Annotated in this window: 13 protein-coding genes, 1 tRNA gene and 2 rRNA genes (1 of these 16 cut by a window edge); 6 read left to right on the top strand and 10 right to left on the bottom strand. The window is 66.3% G+C overall.

Annotation, left to right across the window (positions count from 1 at the left end; all coding sequences use genetic code 11):
• Positions 1-34 precede the first annotated feature (34 nt).
• From TS85_RS21280 to TS85_RS21255, 6 genes are all read left to right on the top strand, one after another.
• A complete protein-coding gene (locus TS85_RS21280; protein WP_044334889.1) occupies positions 35-1,537 on the top strand; it encodes a Do family serine endopeptidase in 1,503 nt (500 codons plus the stop codon).
• 67 nt (positions 1,538-1,604) lie between these two features.
• Entirely contained in the window at positions 1,605-3,209 is a 1,605-nt protein-coding gene (locus TS85_RS21275) for a helicase HerA-like domain-containing protein (protein ID WP_044334887.1), read from the top strand.
• Positions 3,210-3,256: 47 nt separating this feature from the next.
• The gene (locus tag TS85_RS21270) at positions 3,257-5,116 is read left to right on the top strand and encodes an AsmA family protein (protein WP_044334885.1); all 1,860 of its coding nucleotides are present in this window, start codon (positions 3,257-3,259) and stop codon (positions 5,114-5,116) included.
• A gap of 370 nt (positions 5,117-5,486) precedes the next feature.
• Positions 5,487-6,752 (top strand): PQQ-dependent sugar dehydrogenase, encoded by a 1,266-nt coding sequence (locus TS85_RS21265; protein WP_044334883.1) that lies wholly within the window; start codon positions 5,487-5,489, stop codon positions 6,750-6,752.
• Entirely contained in the window at positions 6,749-7,765 is a 1,017-nt protein-coding gene (locus tag TS85_RS21260) for an AI-2E family transporter (protein WP_052508048.1), read from the top strand. The genes TS85_RS21265 and TS85_RS21260 overlap by 4 nt, the downstream gene beginning before the upstream one ends.
• A gap of 191 nt (positions 7,766-7,956) precedes the next feature.
• Complete coding sequence (locus tag TS85_RS21255; protein WP_044334881.1) at positions 7,957-9,984, top strand: OPT family oligopeptide transporter; 2,028 nt, start codon at positions 7,957-7,959, stop codon at positions 9,982-9,984.
• Between the two features lie 13 nt (positions 9,985-9,997).
• On the opposite strand, the gene TS85_RS21250 is transcribed toward TS85_RS21255, so the two are convergent.
• The 10 genes from TS85_RS21250 to TS85_RS21205 all read right to left on the bottom strand — a co-directional run.
• Positions 9,998-11,284 (bottom strand): glycoside hydrolase family 130 protein, encoded by a 1,287-nt coding sequence (locus TS85_RS21250; protein ID WP_044334879.1) that lies wholly within the window; start codon positions 11,282-11,284, stop codon positions 9,998-10,000.
• 46 nt (positions 11,285-11,330) lie between these two features.
• Complete coding sequence (locus TS85_RS21245; RefSeq protein ID WP_044334878.1) at positions 11,331-13,595, bottom strand: glycosyltransferase family 4 protein; 2,265 nt, start codon at positions 13,593-13,595, stop codon at positions 11,331-11,333.
• Positions 13,596-13,740: 145 nt separating this feature from the next.
• The gene (gene queF / locus TS85_RS21240; RefSeq protein ID WP_044334877.1) at positions 13,741-14,187 is read right to left on the bottom strand and encodes a preQ(1) synthase; all 447 of its coding nucleotides are present in this window, start codon (positions 14,185-14,187) and stop codon (positions 13,741-13,743) included.
• Between the two features lie 152 nt (positions 14,188-14,339).
• A complete protein-coding gene (locus TS85_RS21235; protein WP_044334875.1) occupies positions 14,340-15,338 on the bottom strand; it encodes an alpha/beta hydrolase in 999 nt (332 codons plus the stop codon).
• Positions 15,339-15,484: 146 nt separating this feature from the next.
• A complete protein-coding gene (locus TS85_RS21230) occupies positions 15,485-16,306 on the bottom strand; it encodes a glutaminyl-peptide cyclotransferase (protein WP_044334873.1) in 822 nt (273 codons plus the stop codon).
• Positions 16,307-16,374: 68 nt separating this feature from the next.
• Complete coding sequence (locus tag TS85_RS21225) at positions 16,375-18,987, bottom strand: glycoside hydrolase family 3 C-terminal domain-containing protein (protein WP_077228742.1); 2,613 nt, start codon at positions 18,985-18,987, stop codon at positions 16,375-16,377.
• Between the two features lie 17 nt (positions 18,988-19,004).
• On the bottom strand, positions 19,005-21,239 hold the full coding sequence (locus TS85_RS21220) for a TonB-dependent receptor (RefSeq protein ID WP_044334871.1): 2,235 nt from the start codon (positions 21,237-21,239) through the stop codon (positions 19,005-19,007).
• Positions 21,240-21,484: 245 nt separating this feature from the next.
• Positions 21,485-21,561: transfer RNA gene (locus tag TS85_RS21215), tRNA-Met, on the bottom strand.
• 134 nt (positions 21,562-21,695) lie between these two features.
• Positions 21,696-21,810: ribosomal RNA gene (rrf, locus tag TS85_RS21210) — 5S ribosomal RNA — on the bottom strand.
• 123 nt (positions 21,811-21,933) lie between these two features.
• Positions 21,934-24,394 (bottom strand): 23S ribosomal RNA (locus TS85_RS21205); it runs 338 nt beyond the window's last position.

Genomic DNA, 24,394 nt, shown 5'->3' with positions numbered 1-24,394 from the left:
AACGCTTTCTCGTCCTTTGAGAGGATACACACCCGTGCGTTACGCTTACGCTATTACCACTGCCCTTGCCCTGAGTGGCGCCGCCGCCGCGATGACGCTGAACCAGCCCGCGGGCGCGCAGACCGCGCAGAACGAGCCCGGCGCGATCCAGGCAGCGGCGCCAAAGGCCGGCGCGCCGATGAGCTTCGCCGACATGGTGGCAAAGCTCCAGCCGGCAGTGGTCAACATCTCGACCACGCAGCGCGTCCAGGTGAACACCAATCCGTTCGCGGGCACGCCCTTCGAAATGTTCGGCGGGCAACAGGGCGGCGCCCCGGTGACGCGCGAGGCCGAATCGCTCGGCTCGGGCTTCATCATCTCGGCGGACGGCTATGTCGTCACCAACAGCCACGTCATCTCGGCGGGCCAGCGCGGCGCCGTCGTCGAATCGATCCGCGTGACGCTGCCCGATCGCCGCGAATTCACGGCGAAGCTGATCGGTCGCGATCCGGCGTCGGACCTTGCGGTGCTCAAGATCGAAGGCGCCAACCTGCCCTTCGTCAAGTTCGGCGATTCGCGCCAGGCGCGCGTCGGCGACTGGATTGTCGCGATCGGCAACCCGTTCGGGCTGGGCGGCACCGTCACCGCCGGCATCATCTCGGCGACGCACCGCGTCACCGGCGGCGGCGCCTATGATCGCTTCATCCAGACCGATGCCTCGATCAATCGCGGCAATTCGGGCGGCCCGATGTTCGATCTCGAGGGCGCCGTGATCGGCATCAACTCGCAGATTCTGTCGCCCACCGGCGGCAATGTCGGCATCGGCTTCGCAATCCCGGCGGAGCAGGCCAAGCCGATCATCGACACGCTGATGAAGGGCGGAAAGATCACGCGCGGCTATCTCGGCGTGGGCATGCAGGATCTGACGCGCGATATCGCCGAAGCGCTGGGCATCCCCCGCGACCGCGGCACGTTGGTCTCGCGCGTCGAGCCGGGCGAGGCCGCGGAAAAGGCCGGGATCAAGCAGGGCGACGTCATCATCCGCGTCGGCAATCAGGACGTGACGCCGGACCAGACGCTGAGCTTCCTCGTCGCCAATGTCGCGCCGGGCACCCGCCTGCCGCTCACCGTCATCCGCGACGGCAAGCAGCAGGTGATCACCGTCACCGTCGGCACCCGCCCGCCCGAGGAAACGCTGGCGCAGTTCGATCCCGAGGACGACGATAGCGGCCCGACCAGCCCCGATTCCGAAACGATGGGCGCGGCCGCGCTCGGCATCGCCGTCACCCCGCTCAACGAACAGATCGCGCGCAGCATCGGCGTCGATCCCACGGCCAAGGGCGTCGTCGTGCTCGGCGTCGACGCCGCCAGCGATGCGGCGGGCAAGGGGCTGAAGCGCGGCGACCTGATCGTCTCGGTAAACCGCACGCCGGTCGCCACCTCGGCGGACGTCGCGCGGATCGTCGCCGCATCGAAGGCGGCGGGCCGCAACCAGGTCCTGCTCTACGTCCAGCGCCGCAACATCGGCCAGTTCGTGCCGGTCCAGATCGGCAAGTAAGTTCGGTTAATCCTGGGCTGACCAATGCCCGTTTCTCCCCTATTCCGCCTCTGACAAGGAGAGCGGGATGGCGGGCGAGACGGGCATTTTCATTGGGTCGGCGGGCGATCGGCGGCAGGAACTGGTCCTGCGCCGCGCCAATCGCCACGGGCTGATCGCGGGCGCCACCGGCACCGGCAAGACCGTGACGCTCCAGGGGCTGGCCGAGGGCTTCTCCGCCGCCGGGGTCCCCGTGTTCCTCGCCGACGTGAAGGGCGACCTCGCCGGCGTCGCGATGGCCGGCTCCCCCGCGTCGAAGCTCCACGCAACCTTCGCCGAGCGCGCCGCCGCCATCGGCGACACCGAATGGCGCTACGGCGAATCGCCGGTCCAGCTCTGGGACCTGTTCGGCGAGCAGGGCCACCCGATCCGCACCACCATCTCCGAACTGGGGCCGCTGCTGCTCGCCCGGCTGATGGGGCTGAACGAGGTGCAGGAGGGGCTGCTCACCATCGCCTTCCACGTCGCCGACAAGGAGGGGCTACTGCTCCTCGACCTCGACGATCTCCAGGCGATGCTGGCCTATTGCGCCGCGCGCGCCGACGAACTCACCACCACCTATGGCAATGTCAGCAAGGCCAGCGTCGGCGCGATCCAGCGCGCGCTGCTCCAGCTGCGCAGCCAGGGTGCCGAGCATTTCTTCGGCGAACCCGCGCTCGAGATCGCCGATTTCATCGCGCATGACGATAGCGGGCGCGGCGTCGTCAACATCCTCGCCGCCGACCGGCTGATGGCGTCCCCGCGCCTCTATGCCAGCTTCCTGCTCTGGCTGTTGTCCGAACTGTTCGAGACGCTCCCCGAAATCGGCGACCCCGACAAGCCGGTGCTCGTCTTCTTCTTCGACGAGGCGCACCTGCTGTTCGACGAGGCCCCCGCGGCGCTGCTCGACAAGATCGAACAGGTCGTCCGCCTGATCCGCTCCAAGGGCGTCGGCGTTTATTTCGTGACGCAAAACCCGATCGACATCCCCGAGGACATTGCCGGCCAGCTCGGCAACCGCATCCAGCACGCCCTGCGCGCCTTCACTCCGCGCGAGGAGCGCGCGATCCGCGCCGCCGCCGACACCTTCCGCGCCAATCCCGGCGTCGACGTCGCCACCGCGATCACCGAGCTCAAGGTCGGCGAGGCGCTCGTCTCGCTGCTCCAGGACGACGGCGCCCCCTCCCCGGTCGAGCGCACCCTGATCAAGCCACCCCGCTCGCGCGTCGGCCCGATCGTGGCGGACGAGCGCCGCGTGCTGATCCAGACCGATGCCGTCGCCGACCGCTACGACACCGCAGTCGACCGCGAATCGGCCGAGGAACTCCTCGCCGCCAAGGCAGGCCAGGCCGCCGCCGCCGCTGCCCAGGCCAAGGCAAGCACCGACGCCGAAAAGGCCGCCGCCGCGCAGGCAAAGGAGGATGCCCGCCTCGCCCGCGACGAAGCCCGCGCCCGGCGCGAAGCCGAACGCGCCGCCGCCGCCGATCCGTGGAACCGCGCGATCAAATCCGCGACCCGCTCGGCCTCCTCCGCCGCGGGCCGCGCGGTCGCCGCCGAAGTCTCGAAGGCAGTGTTCGGGCGCAAATCGGGAGTCGGCGCCAGCGTGATCGGCGGGCTGGTGCGGGGCATGCTCGGCGGGCTGTTCCGCGGCTGAACCGCATCGCAGCCGGAACGAAATCGCGTCCGGCGCGTCCCCCCTCGATGCCGATCCGCTCTTTGGCCCTGCCCCGCCGCCTCGCGATCGCGCTCGGCGTCGTCGCCCTTATCCTCGCGCTGCTCCTCGTCGCGCTCGCCGCCTTCCCCTGGGGCGTGTTCCGCGAGACGATCGCGCGCCGGCTCGGCGACAGCGTCGGGCGCCCGGTGACGATCGCCAGCGTAGAGCGGACCGACGCCTTCTCCTTCACGCCCACTGTCCGCATCCGCGACGTCACCGTCCCCCAGCCGCAGGGTGTCCCCGGCGACGCCCTCGCGCGCATCGCCGAGACCCGCGTCACCTTCTCCGCCTGGGCAGTGCTGCGTGGGAAATTCCGCCCGCTCGCGATCGATGCGTCGGGGGTGCGGCTCGCGCTGGTCCGCGATGCGCAGGGCAACCGCAACTGGACGCGCAAGGCTCCGGGCGAAGGCGGGGGCGGCGGGCTGACAGGACTGCGCAACCTCACGCTGCGCGACGTCACCGTCGATTATCGCGACGACAAGCGCAAACGCCGCTTCCGCGTCGCGCTGACCTCCGATGCCACGAACGGCCTGCGCATCGCCGGCACCGGAACCGTCCGCGACACCCCCGTCCGCGTCACTGCCAGCGCCCCCGCGATCGGCACCGGCCAGGGCAAGCCCTGGCCGTTCGAGGCGCTGATCGACGGCCCCGCGCTGCGCTTCGCCGCGCGCGGCACGATGGACCGCCCGCTCGACACGCGCCACATGACGCTCGCGATCGACACCCGCGCCGACGACCTCAAGCTGATCGACGCGATCGTCGAGGCGGGGCTGTTCGGCACGCAATCGGTCGCGCTCAAGGCGCAGGCCCGCCGTGACGGCGACGACTGGGACCTTACCGGGCTGACCGGCACGATCGGCGCCTCGCGGATCGAGGGCCGCGTCCGCGTCGTGAAGCGCGAGGGGCGCACCCGGCTAGACGGCGCCGTCGACGCGCGCAATTTCGCGTTCGACGACCTCGCCTCGGACGAGGGCAAGGCAAAGGCCGCCGCGCTCCGCCGCGAAATCGGCCCGCGCGTCGTTCCCAATACCCGGATCAACATCGCCAAGATCGACAAGACCGACGGCAGCATCGACCTGCGCATCCACAGCTTCGCCGGGGAGACCGGCAAGGCGATCCGCGGCCTGCGCGGCACGCTCGCGATCGACCGCCAGTTGCTGACGCTCACCGGGTTGCGCATCGATCTCGCGCGCGGCACGCTCAGCGGCGCGATGCGCGTCGACCAGCGCCACGGCGCCGACATGCCCAACGTCACGCTCAACCTGCGGCTCGCCGACAGCAGCATCGACGCGCTCGCCAATGACGGCACGATCGACGGCCGCCTCGACGGTCGCGTCACCCTCACCGGGCGCGGCAACACGATCCGCGAGGCAGTCGCCAATGGCAGCGGGCGCATCGGCCTGATCGCGCGCGACGGCTCGCTCCCGCAAAAGCTCGCGGCGATGATGGGGTTCGATGTCGCCGGCGCGCTGCTCGCCAATGAGGACGAGCGCGCCGGGCTGCGCTGCATGGCGCTCGGGCTGAGCCTGCGCAGCGGCGTCGGCAGCGCCGATCCGCTGCTGATCGACACCACGCGCAGCCAGGCGCGCGGCACCGGCAATGTCCGCTTCCCGCAGGAGACGATCGCCTTCACCTTCACCGGCGCGCCCAAGACCAGCGGCGCGATCCGCCTCCCCGGATCGGCCACCGTCCACGGCACGATCAGCAGCCCGCAGGTCACCGTGCCCGAGGAAACCAAGTCGATCGGCAATGTCCTGAAGGGCCTGGGCCGCGCCATCACCGGCAAGGACGGCCCCCGCCCGGGCGATGCGGATTGCGCGGCGCTGTCGCGGCGGGTGCTGGAGTAAGGCATTGATAGCGCCCCTCTCCCCTTGGGAGAGCAGGGCAATCGCATTTGGATGCGTATGCCCCCAATTACCGCCGTCATGCTGAACTTGTTTCAGCATCCAACCCTCAGCATGCATTTCTGTTGCTTGTTGCGCCATGGATGCTGAAACAAGTTCAGCATGACGGAAGTGGGGAAAGCGCCCCCCGCTCCATATTCGATAGCCCTCGAATGAAGGCGCGCCCGATCCCACCAAAATTCGCCGCTTATGGCACCGCACGCCGCCTGCGGGGTTTGATCATGGGACGCTTGAACCTGGTTCAGCGAACCCGAGCGAGGCAGGCGCCGGCCCGGCACCGCCTCAGCGACACGACACTAATCCGGAGCCCTGCATGAAGATCGCCCTCCTGTCCGCCGCGCTGGTCGCGCTCCCCGGCGCCGCCGTCGCGCAGGAAGTGGGCCGCGTGCCCGTCGCCCAGGCCGAACCCTATGCCACGCCGTCGGTGGTCAACCATCCGGTGACGATCGGCTGGCCCGCGGGCCGCACCCCGACCGCGCCGTCGGGCTATCGCGTAACTCGCTATGCCGGCGGGCTCGACTATCCCCGACAGGCGCTGCTCCTGCCCAATGGCGACATGCTGGTCAGCGAGGCCCGCACCAAGCCCAAGCTGGATGCCGATCCCGAAGTCGCGCGCGGCCAGGCGCTGTCCCGAACCAGTGGCTACAGCGCCAATCGCATCACGCTGCTGCGCGACGCCGATGGCGACGGCGTCGCCGAACAGCGTTTCGTCCTGCGCGAAGGGCTCAACCAGCCGTTCGGCATGGCGTGGCAGGGCGGGCGGCTCTATGTCGCCAATACCGATGGCGTGGTCAGCTTTGCCTATCGTCTCGGCCAGACCCGGATCGACGGCGCCCCCCGCCCGCTGGTGACGCTCCCCGCCGGCGGCTATAATAATCACTGGACGCGCAACCTGCTGCTCTCGGCGGACGGCAAGACTTTGTACGTCTCGGTCGGCTCCGCCTCCAATGTCGGCGAACATGGCATGGAGGAGGAACGGCGCCGCGCCGCGATCCTCGCCATCGATTTGCCCAGCGGGCGCGAGCGCCTCTACGCCAGCGGGCTGCGCAACCCGGTCGGCATGGATTTCGCGCCGGGCACCGGGGTGTTGTGGACCGCCGTCAACGAACGCGACGAGTTTGGCGACGACATCGCCCCCGATTATCTGGTCGGCGTGCGCGCGGGCGGCTTTTATGGCTGGCCCTACAGCTATTATGGCAAGCAGGACCCCCGTCACGCCAATCAACGCCGCGATCTGCTGGCAACTACGCTGCTCCCCGACGTGGCGGTGGGCGCGCATGCCGCCGCCCTCGGCCTGGCCTTTGCCAAGGACAGGCCCGCAAACGCCCAGATCGCCTATGTCGCGCGCCACGGATCGTGGAATCGATCGCGGTTCGCAGGGTATGACGTGCTCGCGGTGCCCTTCGCCGATGGCAGCCCCGCGGGCGCGCCCCAGCCCTTCCTGACCGGCTTTATCGCCGATGCGAAGAAGGGCGAGGTCTATGGCCGTCCGGTCAGCATCCAGACGCGCGGCGACGGCGCGATCTTCGTCGTCGACGATGCCGGCGACACGATCTGGCTCGTACGGCGCGCCGCGTGAGCGAAGATCCCGCCCGCACCCGCGATCTCGGCGGCTTCGCCACTCGGGTACTTGTCGCCATCGCGCTTTTGGCAGGCGCGCTGCTGGTATGGCGCATGCACGACGTGCTGCTGCTGGTGTTCGCCGCGATCCTCGTCGCGGTGATCCTCCATGCCGCCGCCGATGGCCTGTGCTGGCTGTTGCCGATCGGGCGCGGTGTCGCGCTCGCGCTGGGCGGGCTGCTGATCGTGCTCGTGCTGGGCGGCGTCGGTGCATTGTTCGGGCACGAATTGACCAAGCAGCTTTCGGACCTGTCGACCTTGCTGCCCGCGGCGTGGGAGCGTTTCGTCGAATGGGTCGGCGAGGATCGCGTACAAGGCGCCCTCGACGGCATTTCCCCCAATGGCGCGACCGTCGCGTCGATCGCGCAGACGTCGATCGGGCTCGTCACGACGGCGCTGTCGGGGCTGGTGCTGGCGGTGCTCGGCGGCATCTATCTGGCGATCAGCCCGCGCATGTATCATCGCGGCGCGCTGAAGCTGTTGCCCGATCGGGCGCGTGCCCCGGTCGCCGACGCCACCCGCGAAACCGCGCAGGGGCTGCGCAACTGGCTGCTGGGGCAATTAATCTCGATGGCCGCGACCGGGATCGCGGTGTTCATCGGCCTGTCGCTGATCGGCGTGCCCTCCGCGCTCGCGCTGGCGATCATCGCCGGGCTGTTCGAATTCATTCCGCTGGTCGGCCCGTTCCTCGGCGCAGTACCCGCGGTGCTGATCGCGCTCACCGCCGGGGTCGGGCCCTTTCTGTGGACGATCGGCTTCTTCGTGGTGTGGCAACAGATTGAGGGCAATGCGATGGCGCCGCTCGTCATGCGCTTCGCCGTGTCGATCCCGCCTGCGGTGACCTTGTTCGCGCTGTTCCTGTTCGGCGGACTGTTCGGCGTGATCGGCGTGCTGCTCGGCGGGCCGCTCACCGTGGCGGCATGGATTTTGGTCAGCAAGCTCTGGGTCGGGCAGGCGCCCCAACAGGACTGAAGCCCCGCCCGCCCCAAAAAACCGCTGTCCTACATCGCCGCATCCTGCCACCATTCCAGCCGATGCGCGCACCCCATCCCCCTGGTCCCCGGACCGACGCGACACCGACGCGCCTCCCGCGCGACGGCGACGCGCCACGTGCCCCGCACACGCCTAAACTTCGTAAACTTAGCACTTCCGGAGCCGCCTGAATGGCCACTGCCCCCGCCCGTCCCCTCGCCGAACTCACTGTCCGTGGCATCCTGCTCGGCGGGCTGATCACCGTCCTGTTCACGGCGGCAAACGTCTATGCGGGGCTCAAGGTCGGGCTGACCTTCGCCACCTCGATCCCGGCGGCGGTGATGTCGATGGCGATCCTGCGCTTCTTCCGCAACGCCAGCATCCTCGAGAACAATATCGTCCAGACGGTCGCGTCGGCGGCGGGGACGCTTGCCGCGATCGTGTTCGTCCTGCCCGGCCTCATCATGGTCGGCTGGTGGAGCGGCTTCCCCTATTGGACCACGGTCGCGGTGTGCGTCGCGGGCGGGGTGCTCGGCGTGATGTTCTCGGTGCCGCTGCGCCGCGCGCTCGTCACCGGATCGGACCTGCCCTATCCGGAGGGCGTCGCCGCCGCCGAAGTGCTCAAGGTCGGGTCCAGCTCGGCGGCGGGCGACCTGGAGAATGCCCGCGGGCTGCGCGTGATCCTGCTCGGCGCGTTGGTCTCCGCCGGCTATGGCCTGCTCGCCGCGATGAAGCTGACCGCGGGCGAGGCGGCGAAGAATTTCCGCATCGGCGGCAGCGCCAGCGGCGTATCGGGCAGCTATTCAATGCTGCTGATCGGCGTCGGCCATCTCGTCGGCCTGTCGGTCGGCGCGGCGATGTTCCTGGGGATGCTGATCGCCTGGGTGGTGCTGGTGCCCTGGTTCACCGCGGGCGCCGACTTTGCCGCGGGCGTCGACGCCGTGGTCGGCGGCGCGTTTCGCGGGCAGGTGCGCTTCGTCGGTGCGGGGACGATCGGAGTCGCGGCCCTGTGGTCGCTGCTGCGTATCGTCGGGCCGATCGTCGCCGGGCTGCGCTCGGCGCTGGCAGCGTCGAAGGCGCGGTCGGGCGGGTCGGTACTCGACCTGACCGAGCGCGACATGCCGATCGGCATCGTCGGCGGCGTGGTGCTGCTGACGCTCGCGCCGATCGCGTGGCTGTTGTGGAGCTTCTCGGCGGGCGGCCCGGTGCAGGAGGCGCCGCTGGCGGTGATCGGCGGGACCCTGGGCTATATCCTCGTCGTCGGGGTGCTGATCGCGGCGGTATGCGGGTACATGGCCGGGCTGATCGGCGCGTCGAATTCGCCGGTGTCGGGAGTCGGCATCCTCGCGGTGCTCGGTGCGTCGCTGCTGCTCGTCGCGATCTTCGGGCACAGCGCTGATCCGGCGCGGACCAACGCGCTGATCGCCTATGCGCTGTTCACCACCGCGATCATCTTTTCGATCGCGACGATCTCGAACGACAATCTCCAGGACCTCAAGACCGGCCAGCTGGTCGGCGCGACGCCGTGGAAGCAACAGCTTGCGCTGATCCTCGGCGTGGTCTTCGGGTCGCTGGTCATCCCGCTGGTGCTCGATTTGCTCCAGAATACGCTGGGCTTTGTCGGCATGCCGGGCGCCGGGCCGAACGCGCTGTCGGCGCCCCAGGCCGCGCTGATCTCGTCGATCGCCAAGGGCGTGCTGGGCGGCGACCTCGACTGGGGCCTGGTCGGGCTGGGCGCCGCCATCGGCGTCGCGGTGATCGTGCTCGACGAGCTGTTGGGCCGGACGGGCAAGATGCGGCTGCCGCCGCTCGCGGTGGGGATGGGCATCTATCTGCCGATGGCGCTGACCCTGCTCATCCCGATCGGCGCCGTGATCGGCCATGTCTATGAGCGCTGGGCAAAGCGGACCGCCAACCCCGATTTCGCGCAGCGGATGGGCGTGCTCGCGGCGACCGGGCTGATCGTGGGCGAAAGCCTGTTCGGGGTGGCGTTTGCCGGCATCCTCGCCTGGGCCAACCGCGCGTCGCCGGTGCCGCCGAACGACGCACCGCTGGCGGTGATGGGCGAAGGGTTCGAGGGCGTGGCGCTGTGGATCGCGCCGCTGCTGTTCGCGGGGCTGATCGCGCTGCTCTATACGGTCACGCGCCGCATGGTCCGCGCGACCCCGCCGACGCCGCTGGCCGAGCCCGAGATCGAGACCCCCGCCACCTATCGATGACGGGGGATCGCTCTCAAGCCATCTGGTTCAGAAGCGTGGTGATCGGCACAAAGGCGAACGCGACCGAACTGTCGGCGACGCCGTACGGGATAAACAACGTGTCGCCATGCCGGATCGCGCCGCAGGTATAGACGACATTGGGCACATAGCCCTCGCGGTCCTGGTCCGCGGCGGCAAGCAATGGCTCGCGCGACCGGGCGAGCACCTTGGACGGGTCGTCCTTGTCGAGCAGCGCCGCGCCGATCGAATATTTGCGCATCGCGCCAACGCCGTGGGTGAGCACCAGCCAGCCTTCGTCGACTTCGATCGGCGGCCCGCAATTGCCCATCTGGACGAGCTCCCAGGGATATTTGGGCGTCATCAACAAGTCGCCGCCCTCCCAATGGGTCAGCGTGTCGGACGTGTGGAGGAAGATATTCTCGCCATCCTGGCGCCCCAGCATCATGTACCGCCCGCCAACCTTGCGCGGGAACAGCGCCATGCCCTTGTTGCGCGCCGCGCTGCCGGTCATCGGCACCATGTCGAAGCTGCGCCAGTCGCGGGTGCGCAGCAACTCGGACTGGATCACCGATCCGTTATAGGCGGTATAGGTCCCGATCCACTCCTCGGCGCCGTCGTCATGGTGGAAATGGCAGATGCGCAGATCCTCCAGCCCGTTGGACTGCGCCTTGGTGATCGGAAAGATCACCGTGCCCGACAGAGTCGAGTCGCGATGGCGATACACCGTCACCGGCCCCTCGGGCATCTTGTCCTCCTCGGCCTCGCGCGCATCGGCGGCGGTGGCGAAGGGGGGCTCGGGCGCCAGCGCAAGGTCGTGGCCGTCGGTGATGATCCCCTCGCGGAACGCCACCGAAGAGATATGCCCCTCGCCGACCGCGCGCAGCGACATCAGGATGCGCAGCGATCCCTTGGGCATCCCCGACTGGTCGTAATGCGGCACCGCGCTGGGGTTCATCAGCGCGGCGGCGGCATAGCTGTATTCGTGGCAGAAATAGGCGCCGATCAGCTGGCGCTTCTCGTCGCCGATCTGGCTCCCGTCCAGCCCGAGCAGACCCTCGATCTCGTCGTAGCGCGTCATGAACACGCGCCGCGTCTGCCAATGCCGCGCCTCGAAATCCTTGAGCACGATCTCGAGCTGCAGCCGCGCCTCGGCGGGCGTCATCGCCAGCACTTCCGCCACCAGCCTCTCGGTACGGCTGGGGCCGCTCCCGTTCGACGTCCAGGCGATATGAAACGGACGGACCACCACGCGCGAAGGATCTGCCTTCAGCCGCAGGCTATGATTTATCAGGTCGAGCACCGCACCCCCGGGACAATAAGCCGGTCACCCTTGGGGCTGATGCCCCTCAAGCAACGGCGAGTGTCGGTCCTGCCACGTTTTCGACCGGCTTTGAAAGAGCCGAAATCGCACAATTCGCCAGCTGGAGCGCCAAAATCGACTCTGCGCCCTGGTTGCGGTTGAGGCCATGGGGCATCAACCCGTCGAAACACCCGCCATCGTGCGCGCTGGCCAGCGGCATTTCGAGGTCGTTCGCCCCCAGATACCAGCGATAGGCGCGCATTGCCTCTTCGCCCCAACGCGGCTCGCGGGTAACCTCGAGCGCCGCGACGCACGCATCGACGGTCGCCTGCGCTTCCAGCGGCTGCTGGTCGAACTGGAGCGGTTCGGCATAGGGGCGTCCGAAACTCTCGGTGCCCACCGCGCGGAAACGCCCCTCGGGCGAGGTCTGGCGCTCGACGATCCATTCCAGCGTCTCGAGCCCGACACTGACGAAGGTCTGGTTGCCCAGTGCCTGGCCGGCGCGAAGCAATGCCTCGGGCAGCCGGGCATTGTCATAGGCCAGTACGATTTCGAACCACTGCCATTCGGGACGACGCGCGCCGTCCAGCAACGCGATCAGCTCGCTGCCGAAGCGGGCGAGGATCATCTCGGACAGGGCATGGCCCGGATGCGCTTCGATCATCGCCGCCGCGCCCAGCATCGCGAAGGCGCGCGCCCGCGGGCTGCCCAGGTCGAGCGCGATCGAGCCCGTCACGTCGAACATCGATGCCGCCCAATCGCGATGCTTCTGCGCCCGCGCATCGCGCGCCGTGACGCCCAAAGCCCAGAGCGCACGACCGTTCGAATCCTCGGAGCCGACGTCCTCGCACCAGGTCCGATCGAAATTCATGAAGTTGCGGAAGCGCCGTTCGTCGGGGTTCCACGCATATTGGACGAACGACGCATAGATGCTCGTCCACTTGTCTCGGACGGTCTCGTCGAGGCCGTCGACCTTGCACATCAGGATCAACGCGCGGGCATTATCGTCGATGCAATAGCCATGGCGCCGATCGGGCACCGAGAAAATCGAATGCTGGAGCATGCCCGTCGAGTCGCTCATCCGCTCGACCGCCGAAATGTCGGGCTTGAGCGTCGCGAGCTCGGTGCGCGACTTGGTCTTGCCAAAACGTCGCGGCTTGGTGGCGATAACGGTCTTGAGTTCGGCCATAGCGTTCTCCACCAGCCGGGGCCAGGTCATCGTGCGACCGCGGGCATAGGCGCGCGCGGACAATTGGGTGCGGGCCTGCTTGTCGGACAACAGCCGACCGATCTCTCGGGCAAAGGCGGCGCTGTCGCCGAAATCGACGATCACGCCGTGCCCCTGGTCGAGGATCTCGGTCGCATGGACATAGGGGGTGGAAATCACGGCCTTGCCCACGCCGACGGCATAGGACAGCGTGCCCGACGTGATCTGCGCGGGGTTGGTATAGGGCGTGGCATAGATGTCCGCCGCCTGCAGGTAATCGATCAGGTCGTCATAATCGACGAACGCGTCGATGAACCGGACATGGTCGGCAACGCCCTTTTCCTCGGCCAGCGCCTTCAGCCGGTCGCGATAGGCTTCACCTTCGTGCGCGACCAGATTGGGGTGCGTCGCGCCCAGCACGACATACAGCGCGCTGGGGTCGGCGGCGACCACCTCGGGCATCGCCGCGATGATCGTCTCGATGCCCTTGTTCGGCGCGAGCAGGCCGAAGGTGAGGACGACGTCGCGTCCCTCCCAGCCAAAGGCAGGCTTGAACGCATCGGGATCGGCGAGCGGGCGGTCGGGCACGCCGTGCGGGATCATCACGACCTTGCGATCGTCGACGCCGTGCACGCGCTTCAAAATGTCGCGCCCGCGCTCGGCCATGACAATGACGCGTGAGGAACGGCGCAGCAACGCCTCCAGTACACGGCGCTCATCCGCGCTCGGGCGCTCCAATACGGTGTGGAGCGTCGCAAATACCGGGATCGACAGCCGATCGAGCAGCGCAATCAGATGCTCGCCCGCGGCGCCGCCATAGATGCCATATTCATGCTGGACCCAAAGCGCCTGCGCGCCGCTGGCCTCGATCGCGCGCGCCGCGTCCAGATAGGCCGAGCGCTCATGCTGGGGGATCGCACGCGTAACTTCGGGGGGATAATCGTACAGCCCGGGATGATCGTCCATCGCGTACACGTCGACCTTCAGGTCCGGATACCGCGCGATCAGCGCGTTATACGTGTCGGTCGTGTAGGTCGCGAGTCCGCACTTCCGCGGCAAGAAGTTGCCGATCAGTGCGATATGCGTGATGCCCGGACCGTTCATATTCGATGCCCTGTCCTTTCGCGAGTGCTCAGCAAGTTTTGGCGCTATGCCGATTTCCCGTTACAAACTCTCGCTTTTCAATATGGTTGCATTATTGTTGCGATGCAACATCAACGCGTCTGGCAAGATGCCATTAATATGACGTTCAGCCGCGCCCCCGGTATCCGGATACATCCTGAGGCGGGATCCAAACCCCGCTGGGCGGCTCTCCCGATTGCCAGAACACGTCGATCGGGATGCCTCCGCGCGGATACCAATAGCCGCCGATCCGCAGCCATTCGGGCGCCATTTCGCGGAACAGCCGCTCGCCGATGCCGACCGTGCAATCCTCGTGAAAGGCACCATGGTTGCGGAACGAGCCGAGGAACAGTTTGAGCGCCTTGGATTCCACGATCGTCTCGCGCGGAACGTAATCGATCACCAGATGCGCGAAATCGGGCTGGCCGGTGATCGGGCATAGCGACGTGAATTCGGGCGCCGCGAACCGCACCAGATAGCGCGAGCCCGGACGCGGATTGGGTACGTAATCGAGCACCGCTTCCTCGGGCGAAGCGGGCAGTGCGGAAGATTGGCCGAGATACTTGGGTTCCATCGCGCCAATGTAGGCGGGCTGGGCCCTTGATCAACCGGGTTGGACCTCCTCATGTGACGGTGTACTTCCGGCGGTTCGCGGAGCCTCTGCCGGGACGATGCGCGCGGAGAGCTGGCCGATTCGGCGATGCCGAAGACGAGTCTAGCCAGGCATCATGCCAGGATAGCGACGCGCTTGAGCCAGGGGAGCAGCAGGTCGGGCCAGTGCTCGACGCTTTTGCCCTTGGCCAGTCGTAGCCCAAAGCCATGGCCGCCGTCCGGAAAGAGATGCGTCTCGGCGGCGATGCCCCGCGCCCGCAACGCGGCGCGGAGCAACAGGGTGTTCTCGACCGGGACTGCCGGATCGTCGTCCGCGTGGAGGAGGAAGCAGGGCGGGGCATTGGCGGGCACGTTGCGGTCGGGCGAATGCGCCGCCTCGCGCGCCGGGCTCGCATCCTCGCCGACCAGATTGCGCCGCGATCCCGGGTGCGCGACGGGAGCAGACATCGACACCACCGGATAGATCGGCGCCGCCGCATCGGGCCGCGCCGGCTGCGCATCGGCGGCATCCACCGGAGCATAGACCTGAACCGCAAACCGCGTCAGCAGATCGGCGCAGAGATGCCCGCCCGCGGAAAAGCCGATCGCGCAGACTCGCCCCGGATCGACGCCATAGCCCCCCGCGCGGTGCCGGATCAGCCGCATCGCGCGCTGGGCGTCGGACAGCGGCGTGTCCGGCCCCGCCGCCCAGCCCTCATGCGGCAGGCGATAGAAAAGCACGAACGCAGTGATCCCCTGCGCCGCGAGCAGCCGGGCGAGTTCATATCCCTCCTTGTCGACCACCACCCAGCTATAGCCGCCGCCCGGGGTGATCAGCACCGCCGCGCCATTGGGGCGGGCCGGGCGAAACACCGCCATGCGCGGCCGGCCGATGCCGCGGACGAAGCGGTCATTGAACGCAGGATCGGTACTGCGTTCGGTCGTGACTTCGGTCGGGAGCGTCGCGGGGGCGCCCGGCGCGGTCCCCGGCCATAGGTCGATAGTCTCCTGCGGATCGGGCACCGCGAGCGCACGGCGCGGCGCCGCCGTCGCGGGCGGGGATGTCTGCGCCATGGCCTTGCCCCCCATGCCAGCCGCCGCGAGCCCGGCGATCAGCGCGGTCCGCCGATCCATCACGTGCGGGCTCCGCCGCGCAGTGACGGCGATATTGGTGCAGCCATCGGGCGTTCCTTTCCTGACCGGGCGGTCTGGTGCCGCATCGAGCAACCGGTGTCATTGCGATCCTGAAACCGCGCCGAACCCCTGTCAATCGGCAGTCGTCAGGGGGTGCAGCTGGTCAGCGCCTCCGCAGCCGGCGACGCGACCGTCGCGGTGCCCGGCTGCACCTGATAGAGCTGCGGCCACAGCTTGCCGGTGACGAACAGCCGCTTGCCCGCGGCGTCATAGGCGATCCCGTTGGGGACGTTGTCCTGACCCCGCGGCTTCGGTCCCAATGCGCCGACATCGACGAAGCTGCGGACCTTGCCGGTCGCCGGATCGATCCGCGCGATCAGGTCGGTCTGCCAGATGTTCGCCCAGATCTCGCCATCCACCCATTCCAGCTCGTTGAGCTGGCGCACCGGACAGCCATTGGCGGTGACGGTCAGCGTCGAGACCACGGCCTGGGTCTCGGGATCGAGGAAGCGCAGCGTCGGGGTGCCGTCGCTCAGGATCAGCGCCTTGTCGTTATGCGTCAGCCCCCAGCCTTCGCCCGCATAGGTGAAGCTGCCGAGCGGGCTCAGATCGTCCGCCTTGTAGATGAAACCCGCTTTGTCCTTCCAGGTGACCTGGAACAGCCGGTCCTTCCACGCAACCACGCCTTCGCCGAAATAGGGGGCGGGCAATTGCTCCTCGGCGATCACCGCGCCAGTTTGCGGATTGACCTTGCGGATGCCCGAGGTCCCGACTTCGCCGGTGCTCTCGTACAGCACGCCGTCGCGATAGAAGAGCCCCTCGGTAAAGGCCTGCGGGTCGTGCGGATGGCTGGAGACGACCGTCAGGCCATAGACCGGCACCGCGGCTGCGGGCGTCCGGAAGAACAGGAACCACGCAGCTACGGCGACGAGGAGCAGAGCGGCGAGCGCGAGGATGAGCTTTTTCATGCGTGGCGCACCAGAGGCGAGTCGGCGCCCGCTGTCAAACCGGCTTGGCCGCCGCGACGGGCATGCAGTCAGCGCGCCGGAACGTCGAGGCTCGCCTTGAGCGGCAGATCGCGCGAACTCGGGCCGACGGCGATGCTGAAGCGTCCGGCGGGGCGCTTCCATCCATTCGAAGCCGTATCCCAGAACGACAGATCGCGATCGGTCAGCGTGAACTCGACCGATTGCGCTTCGCCCGCCTTGAGCGCGACGCGCGCGAAGCCCTTCAGCTGGCGCGGCGGGGCGCCGCTCCCCTTCGGCATGCCGATATAGAGCTGCGCCACCTCGGCTCCGTCGCGGGCCCCAGTGTTGCGCACGGTCGCGCGCACGGCCCAGCCGCCCTCGGGCCGCGCCGACACGGTCAGCCCCTCATAGCCGAACCGCGTATAGGACAGGCCAAACCCGAACGGGTAGAGCGGCTTCACGCGCTTGCTGTCATACCAGCGATATCCGACGAAGATGTCCTCATCGTAGCGCACGTCGGTACCGATGCCGGGATAGCGTTCCACCGCATCGGTCGGCCCATTTTCCTCGTCGGCGGGAAAGGTAACCGGCAGCTTGCCCGAGGGATTGGCGCGCCCGACGAGCAGCGCCGCGATCGACTCCGCCGCCTGCTCCCCCGGATACCATGCCGCGAGGATGCCCGACACCTTGTCGCGCCAGGGCATCAGGACGGGACCTACCGTGTGCAGCACCACGACGGTACGCGGATTGGCCGCAGCCACCGCCTCGATCAGCGCGTCCTGGTCGCCGGGCAGGCGCAGGTCGGTGCGGTCTGCGCCCTCCGACACATGATCCGACACGAACACCACCGCAACGTCGCTCGCCCGCGCAGCCGCCACCGCTTCGTCGATCAGGCGCGTGTCGGGCACCTCCCAGCCAAGCCGCAATTCGGGCGGCGAGATTGTCGCGGCGTTCGAATAGTCGACGCGGACCGTCACCGGCTTGCCCGCGGCGAGATCGACAATGCCATGGCTCACCAGGCGGAAGCTATGCTTGGGCATGACCGCGACCGGTCGCCCGTCCACCACCAGCCGGATCTCGCCGCCGCCGGTCAGCGAGAAACGGTAGCGGCCGGCGCGCGGCGGCACGATCGTGCCCTCCCACCGGGCGGACCAGATTTTCGGCAGACCCGGGATACCCGCCTCGGCGGCGTCGATCATCGCCTCGGCCCGGGTGGCGACGGGCGCGCCGCTCAAGTCGGGCGTCGCGTAATAGGTCGCCTTGAGATCGCGGAACGCCGCCGCCGGAACCGCCGGCAGCGCCCCGATACCGAGCGTTCCCCGCGCGTAGCGGATCTGCGTCGTCGCGGGCAGCGCCGCCCGGATCGCGTCCAGCGGCGCGCCGGGCCTGACCACGTCGTTCTTGACGAACCCGCCATAGCGCTCGGTGGTCTGAACATTTGCGCCGGCATCGTCGCCGATCACCGCGATTGACCGAAGCGACGGCGCCAGCGGAAGCACCGCATTCTCGTTGCGGAGGAGCACCGTCCCCTGCTCGGTGATCGCCTCTGACAAAGCGAGATGCTCAGGGCTGCGCGCATCGGCGTCGCTGCTTCCCCGGACCGGTCGATCGACCAGCCCGAGCCGGAACATCGGCGTCACGATCCGCGTCACCATTGCATCGATATCGGCGGGCGCAACGTCGCCGCGCGCGAGCGCCTGCTTGAGCGGCGGACCATAGAATTCGGCGAAGCCGAACGGGCTCGGGCCGCCCGGCATCGATATGTCGAGCCCGGCCTTGACCGACGCCACCGTGCTGCGATGCGCGAAATACCAGTCCGCTACGACGAAGCCGTCAAAGCCCCACCCGCGCAGCGTGCCCAGCAGTTCGGGATTCTCGCAGGCATAGCGCCCGTTCACGCGATTATAGGCGCACATGATCGAGCCGGCGCCCGCAGTCTTCACGACGGACTCGAAAGCGGGAAAATAGATTTCGTGCAGCGCGCGCGGCGAGACATGCGCGTCGATCGCCGCATAGTCCGGCGCGTCGCCAAGCCGCAGCCATTCCTGATTGTTGGCCGCAAAATGCTTGGGAGTCGCGATCACGCCATTGCTCTGAATGCCCCGCGTGATCGCACTGCCGAGAACCGCAGTCAGATAGGGGTCTTCGCTCAGGCTCTCTGCAGTACGGCCCCATTTGGGCGTCCGGATGATGTTGATGGTCGGCGCGAGCACGACGTTGCGCCCCTTGGCCGCGTGCTCTGCGCCCAGTGCTGCGCCATAGCGCGCCATCAATTCGACGTTCCAACTCGCCGCGCCCATGATCGGGGCCGGGAACTGCGTGACCTTGTCCAGCCCGTTGCCGACCCCCGCCGGGCCATCGCCCATGCACAGTGCCGGCAGGCCGAGGCGGGGGATCGCGCTGATATGGCCGACACAGGGGTTCACCCCCGTGCCATTTTCGTCAAGGACGGTATCCCCCTGGAGCAGCGCGAGCTTCTCGTCAGGGGTCATTGCCGCCACGACCAGGCGCGCGCGCTCTTCGGCGGGCCTGGTCGGATCGGCCCAGGGATGGTCCCGCTCCTGGCCGGCCGCCGGCGCGGCGATGGCGAACGCGATCGAGGCGGCGACCTCGACGGCGCGGACGCCAGGGCCGCGGCGGCGGCGGCGGCGCAAAATAGCGGAGCGGGGGTTCAAGGGCATTGCGTCAACTGTCCCGATCAGAACCGCACAAGGCCGGAGAGGCTGAAGGTCCGCGGCCGGTTGATATAATAGCCGTCGGGATACACGCCGGGGACGATTTCATTGTAGTTGATCGGCGTGTTGTCATCGAACAAATTGGTGACGTTGAGATTGACCGACCACGGCCCCTCGCTGACCCCCGCGCGCAGCCCGACCAGCCAATAGGCGCCCAGGCGGCGGTAATTCGCAATGCTTGAATTGAACTTCGTCGCCATCGACCCCTGATAGCTCGCATCCGCGCCAATCGTCCCTTGCAGCCCGCTATTGCCGATCACGGTGCTATACGATGCGCCCGCGGAACCCGTCCATTTAGGGACATAGGGAACGCGGTCGCCCGAGCGGCCGGTGGACGGGACGGGATTATCCTCGCGAAGCTCGGCAAGGCTGTAGTTCAGTCCCGCATTGAGCTGAACCCCATGGATCGGTCGCGCGTCCAGCGTCAGCTCCGCGCCCTTCACCGATGCCTTGCCGCCATTGCCCGTGTACGGGAACGACACCGTGCCCGCGGTCGCCTGGTCGGTGACTTGGATATCGGACCAGTCGATATAATAGAGCGCGCCGTTCAGATACAGCCGCCGGTCGAGCAGGGCGGTCTTCAGGCCGACTTCGTAGTTCCACAGCGAGTCCGAGCCATAGCCGTCGGGGATGGTGACGTTGGCAAGCTGGGCCGCGGTCTGATCGTTGGTGCCGCCCGCGCGGTAACCCTGCGCGACCTGGACATAGGCGTTTACCTGCTCGTTGACTTTCCAGGCGAGATTGAAGCGGCCGATCAAGCCGTTATCGCTGGTCGTCAGCAGCGGCCCGGCGCCCGCGCCCTTGCCGCCGCCCGCCGCGACGATGGCAACGGCGCGCTGTTCCAGGTCGAAGTCGAACAGCCGCGCTCCGACCGTCAGGGTGAGGCTGGGAATAAAGGCATAGCTGACCTCGCCGAACAGCGCCTTTTCCTTGATCTCGGTCGCCACGGTGCGATCGAGCAGCAAGCGCGAGGCGGAGTCCACGACGCCCTGTGCGTTCACGGTCGGCCAGGAACTGCGGTAGAACCGGTTCTCGTTCTGGAAGAAGGCACCAGCGAGGATCTGGAACGGCCCGCCAAAGTCCGATGCGAAGCGGAGTTCGCCGCTGTCGACCTTGCGGTGCTTGACCTGGTTCAGCAGCGAACGACCGGTGGTCGCAAAGGGCAGCGCGAAATAGGCTTGCGCGGCAAGCGACGCATCGCGGTTGAAGTCCGTGTCGCGCACGATGCGCGAGCCGGTGGCGGTGATCGTACCGAAGGGCTGCACATAGGTCAGCGTGGCATTGTAGATTTCGCTCTCGTCGTCATAGGGCGCCCGCGCGACGTCCGCCTGCTGGTAGCGCGCGCCGGTAAGCGGCTGGCCGGCAAAATCGACTCGGTTGAAGAAGTTTTTCGCGTCCTGATGCACCTTCTGGTACATCGCCATCCCGTCCAGCGTCAGATCGGGCGTGATCTGGAGCCGCGCCTGAAGCCGCGCCGCCTTGCTCTTCTCGGCATTGGCGCCGTCCTGGACCCGGTTATCGATATAGCCCGGCAGATCGGCGTAAAAGCCCGACGCCCGCAGCGCGAACACGCCGGACACGACCGGGATATTGATCGCCCCGTCAGTCTGGAGCCCCAGATCGGCGCCGCGCGTGGAGCGCAGCGCGGATTGGACATAGCCGGTCCATTCGTCGAGCTTGGGCTTGGCGGTGATGTAGCGGATCGTGCCCGCCATCGAACTCGCGCCGAAGGTCGTGCCCTGCGGCCCGCGCAGCACTTCGACTCGGTCGATGTCGAACAGCTTGATGTCGGGCGCCTGGCCCGAGCCGTCCTGCGCGTTCTCGCCGGTGATGACGACTTCATCGAGATAGAGCCCGACGGTACCGGCGCCGGTCGAATTGATGCCGCGGATCACATAGCGCTTGTCGCCGGGGCCCTCGTCCTGGACCGAGATGCCGGGAACGCTGCGATAAAAATCCGCGAAATCGATCGCGCCGCGCTCCTTGAGGTCGGCGCCGCTAAGCGCCTGGACCGAGATCGGCGTGTCCTGCACCGTGGTGGCGACTCGCTTGGACGCAGTTACGACGATCTCGCCTCCTGTCGCGTCGGTGTCGGACGTGTTGGCGGCGGCCTCCGAATCCGGCGAAGCCGGTGCTTGCTGCGCGGAAGCGGGCAGTGCGGTGAGCGCGATCGCGGAGGCGACGGCCGTGACTGACAACGATGACGCACAACGACTCGGACGACGCATGGGGACCCCCTTGAATGGCCTATGGATGCTAGTGCCTGCCTGCGGGCGTCTCCGACATGTCATCGCTGTCGGGGTACGCAGCCAGAGGATCGCTCTTACCTAGCGTTGCATCAATCCGCCGGATGGGCGCAGTTCGTTGCGCTGGGCGCAAATTAGCGGAGGCCGCGGACGCAAGAAAGCCCCCAGCGGTTGGTACCGAGGGGGCTGTTGTATGTTGGTTGCGGGGACAGGATTTGAACCTGTGACCTTCAGGTTATGAGCCTGACGAGCTACCGGGCTGCTCCACCCCGCGACACGGCAGGTTTTGTGCCTGCCTTGGTGCTTCCGGGGAGCGTGTTGCGCCGTCGGGAGCGTTGGGTTTTGGCGTTGTGAATGGGTTCTTGGTGGGTACCAGGACCTCCTGCTTTGCGCTTCACCGGCTTCAATGCCTGGCGACGACCTACTCTTCCATCGCTTAAGCGATAGTACCATCGGCGCAGACTGGTTTCACGGCCGAGTTCGGGATGGGATCGGGTGGGGCACAGACGCTATGGTCACCAAGCAATGAAGCGGGTGAGGCGCAAAGGGGGGTTTCAAATCGATACCGTGCACGGTGTGTAACAAGCGAAGGTGAGGATCATCATCCACAACGATCAGCCCAGGGCTGTCGTTGATGGTGGGACTCATCAAGCGCGAATAGGACAATTAGTATCGGTTAGCTCCATGCATTACTGCACTTCCACATCCGATCTATCAAGGTCGTGGTCTCCGACCGTCCTATGAAATCTTATCTCGAGGGAGGCTTCCCGCTTAGATGCTTTCAGCGGTTATCCCGTCCATACATAGCTACCCTGCTGCGCTCCTGGCGGAACGACAGGTACACCAGAGGTATGTTCAACCCGGTCCTCTCGTACTAGGGTCAACTCCTCTCAAATTTCGACGCCCACGGCAGATAGGGACCAAACTGTCTCGCGACGTTCTGAACCCAGCTCACGTACCACTTTAATTGGCGAACAGCCAAACCCTTGGGACCTGCTCCAGCCCCAGGATGTGATGAGCCGACATCGAGGTGCCAAACAACCCCGTCGATATGAGCTCTTGGGGGTTATCAGCCTGTTATCCCCGGCGTACCTTTTATCCGTTGAGCGATGGCCCTTCCACGAGGGACCACCGGATCACTATGACCGACTTTCGTCTCTGCTCGACTTGTCAGTCTCGCAGTCAGGCTGGCTTATGCCATTGCACTCTAACAGCCGGTTTCCAACCGGCCTGAGCCAACCTTCGCGCGCCTCCGTTACTCTTTAGGAGGCGACCGCCCCAGTCAAACTACCCGCCACAGAGGGTCCCAGCACCGGATAACGGTGCGTGGTTAGACATCAGAAAACAACAGGGTGGTATTTCACATTGTGGCTCCACACGGGCTGGCGCCCATGCTTCAAAGCCTCCCACCTATTCTACACAGTTCTTTCCTAATGCCACTCTGAAGCTGCAGTAAAGGTGCACGGGGTCTTTCCGTCTAACCGCGGGTACTCCGCATCTTCACGGAGAATTCAATTTCGCTGAGCATGTCCTGGAGACAGTGGGGAAGTCGTTACGCCATTCGTGCAGGTCGGAACTTACCCGACAAGGAATTTCGCTACCTTAGGACCGTTATAGTTACGGCCGCCGTTTACCTGGGCTTCATTTCGGAGCTTGCACCCCTCCACTTAACCTTCAGGCACCGGGCAGGCGTCAGGCCCTATACGTCGTCTTGAAGCCGACTTAGCAGAGCCCTGTGTTTTTGCTAAACAGTCGCTACCCCCTGGCCTGTGCCCCCTCAAAAAGCTTGCGCTCAGTGAGGGCCTCCTTCTTCCGAAGGTACGGAGGCAATTTGCCGAGTTCCTTCAGGACACTTCTCTCAAGCGCCTTGGTATACTCTACCTGACCACCTGTGTCGGTTTCGGGTACGGTCTATACGGTGGGGCTATTTCCTGGGACCCCTTCGAAGCACGTCCAATCCAATAAGGACGTACAACACACGGGATCCGTCACACACCACCAGGCCCACGAATATTAACGTGGTTCCCATCGACTACCCCCTTCGGGCTCGTCTTAGGGGCCGGCTCACCCTGCGCGGATTAGCCTTGCGCAGGAACCCTTGGTCTTTCGGCGAAAGGGCATCTCACCCTTTTTATCGCTACTCATGTCTGCATTCGCACTTCCGATACCTCCACGGGCCATTACCAGACCGCTTCACAGGCTTACGGAACGCTCCGCTACCGCGTGATCGTAAACGATCACACCCTAAGCTTCGGTGCGTGTCTTGAGCCCCGTTACATCTTCGCCGCAGGAACCCTTAATTAGACCAGTGAGCTGTTACGCTTTCTTTAAAGGATGGCTGCTTCTAAGCCAACCTCCTGGTTGTTTTGGGATTCCCACATGCTTTCCCACTTAGACACGACTTGGGGACCTTAGCTGTAGGTCAGGGCTGTTTCCCTTTTGACGACGGACCTTAGCACCCGCCGTCTGTCTCCCGAGTAGTACTCATAGGTATTCGGAGTTTGGTTAGGTTTGGTAGATCTCGCGACCCCCTAGCCCATCCAGTGCTCTACCCCCTACGGTATTCGCTCGAGGCACTACCTCAATAGTTTTCGCGGAGAACCAGCTATTTCCCGGCTTGATTGGCCTTTCACCCCTAAACACAACTCATCCGGTAACTTTTCAACGTTAATCGGTTCGGACCTCCAGTGCGTGTTACCGCACCTTCATCCTGGTCATGCCTAGATCGCCGGGTTTCGGGTCTAATACTTCAAACTAAGTCGCCCTATTCAGACTCGCTTTCGCTGCGCCTACACCTATCGGCTTAAGCTTGCTTGAAACATTAAGTCACAGACCCATTATGCAAGAGGTACGCGGTCACCCCATAAAGAGGCTCCCACTGCTTGTAGGCAATCCGTTTCAGGTACTGTTTCACTCCCCTCATCGGGGTGCTTTTCACCTTTCCCTCACGGTACTAGTTCACTATCGGTCGCATACGAGTATTTAGGCTTAGAGGGTGGTCCCCCTATGTTCAGACAGGATTACACGTGTCCCGCCCTACTCAAGTCCTGACACATCACTTTCGCATACGGGACTGTCACCCGCTATGGTCAGCTTTTCCAAACTGT

Origin of the sequence: Sphingomonas hengshuiensis (assembly GCF_000935025.1) — a bacterium.
In the GTDB taxonomy this organism is placed as follows: domain Bacteria; phylum Pseudomonadota; class Alphaproteobacteria; order Sphingomonadales; family Sphingomonadaceae; genus Sphingomonas; species Sphingomonas hengshuiensis.
Note: the sequence above shows the minus strand (reverse complement) of the source record. Positions and strands in the feature narration are given on the sequence as shown.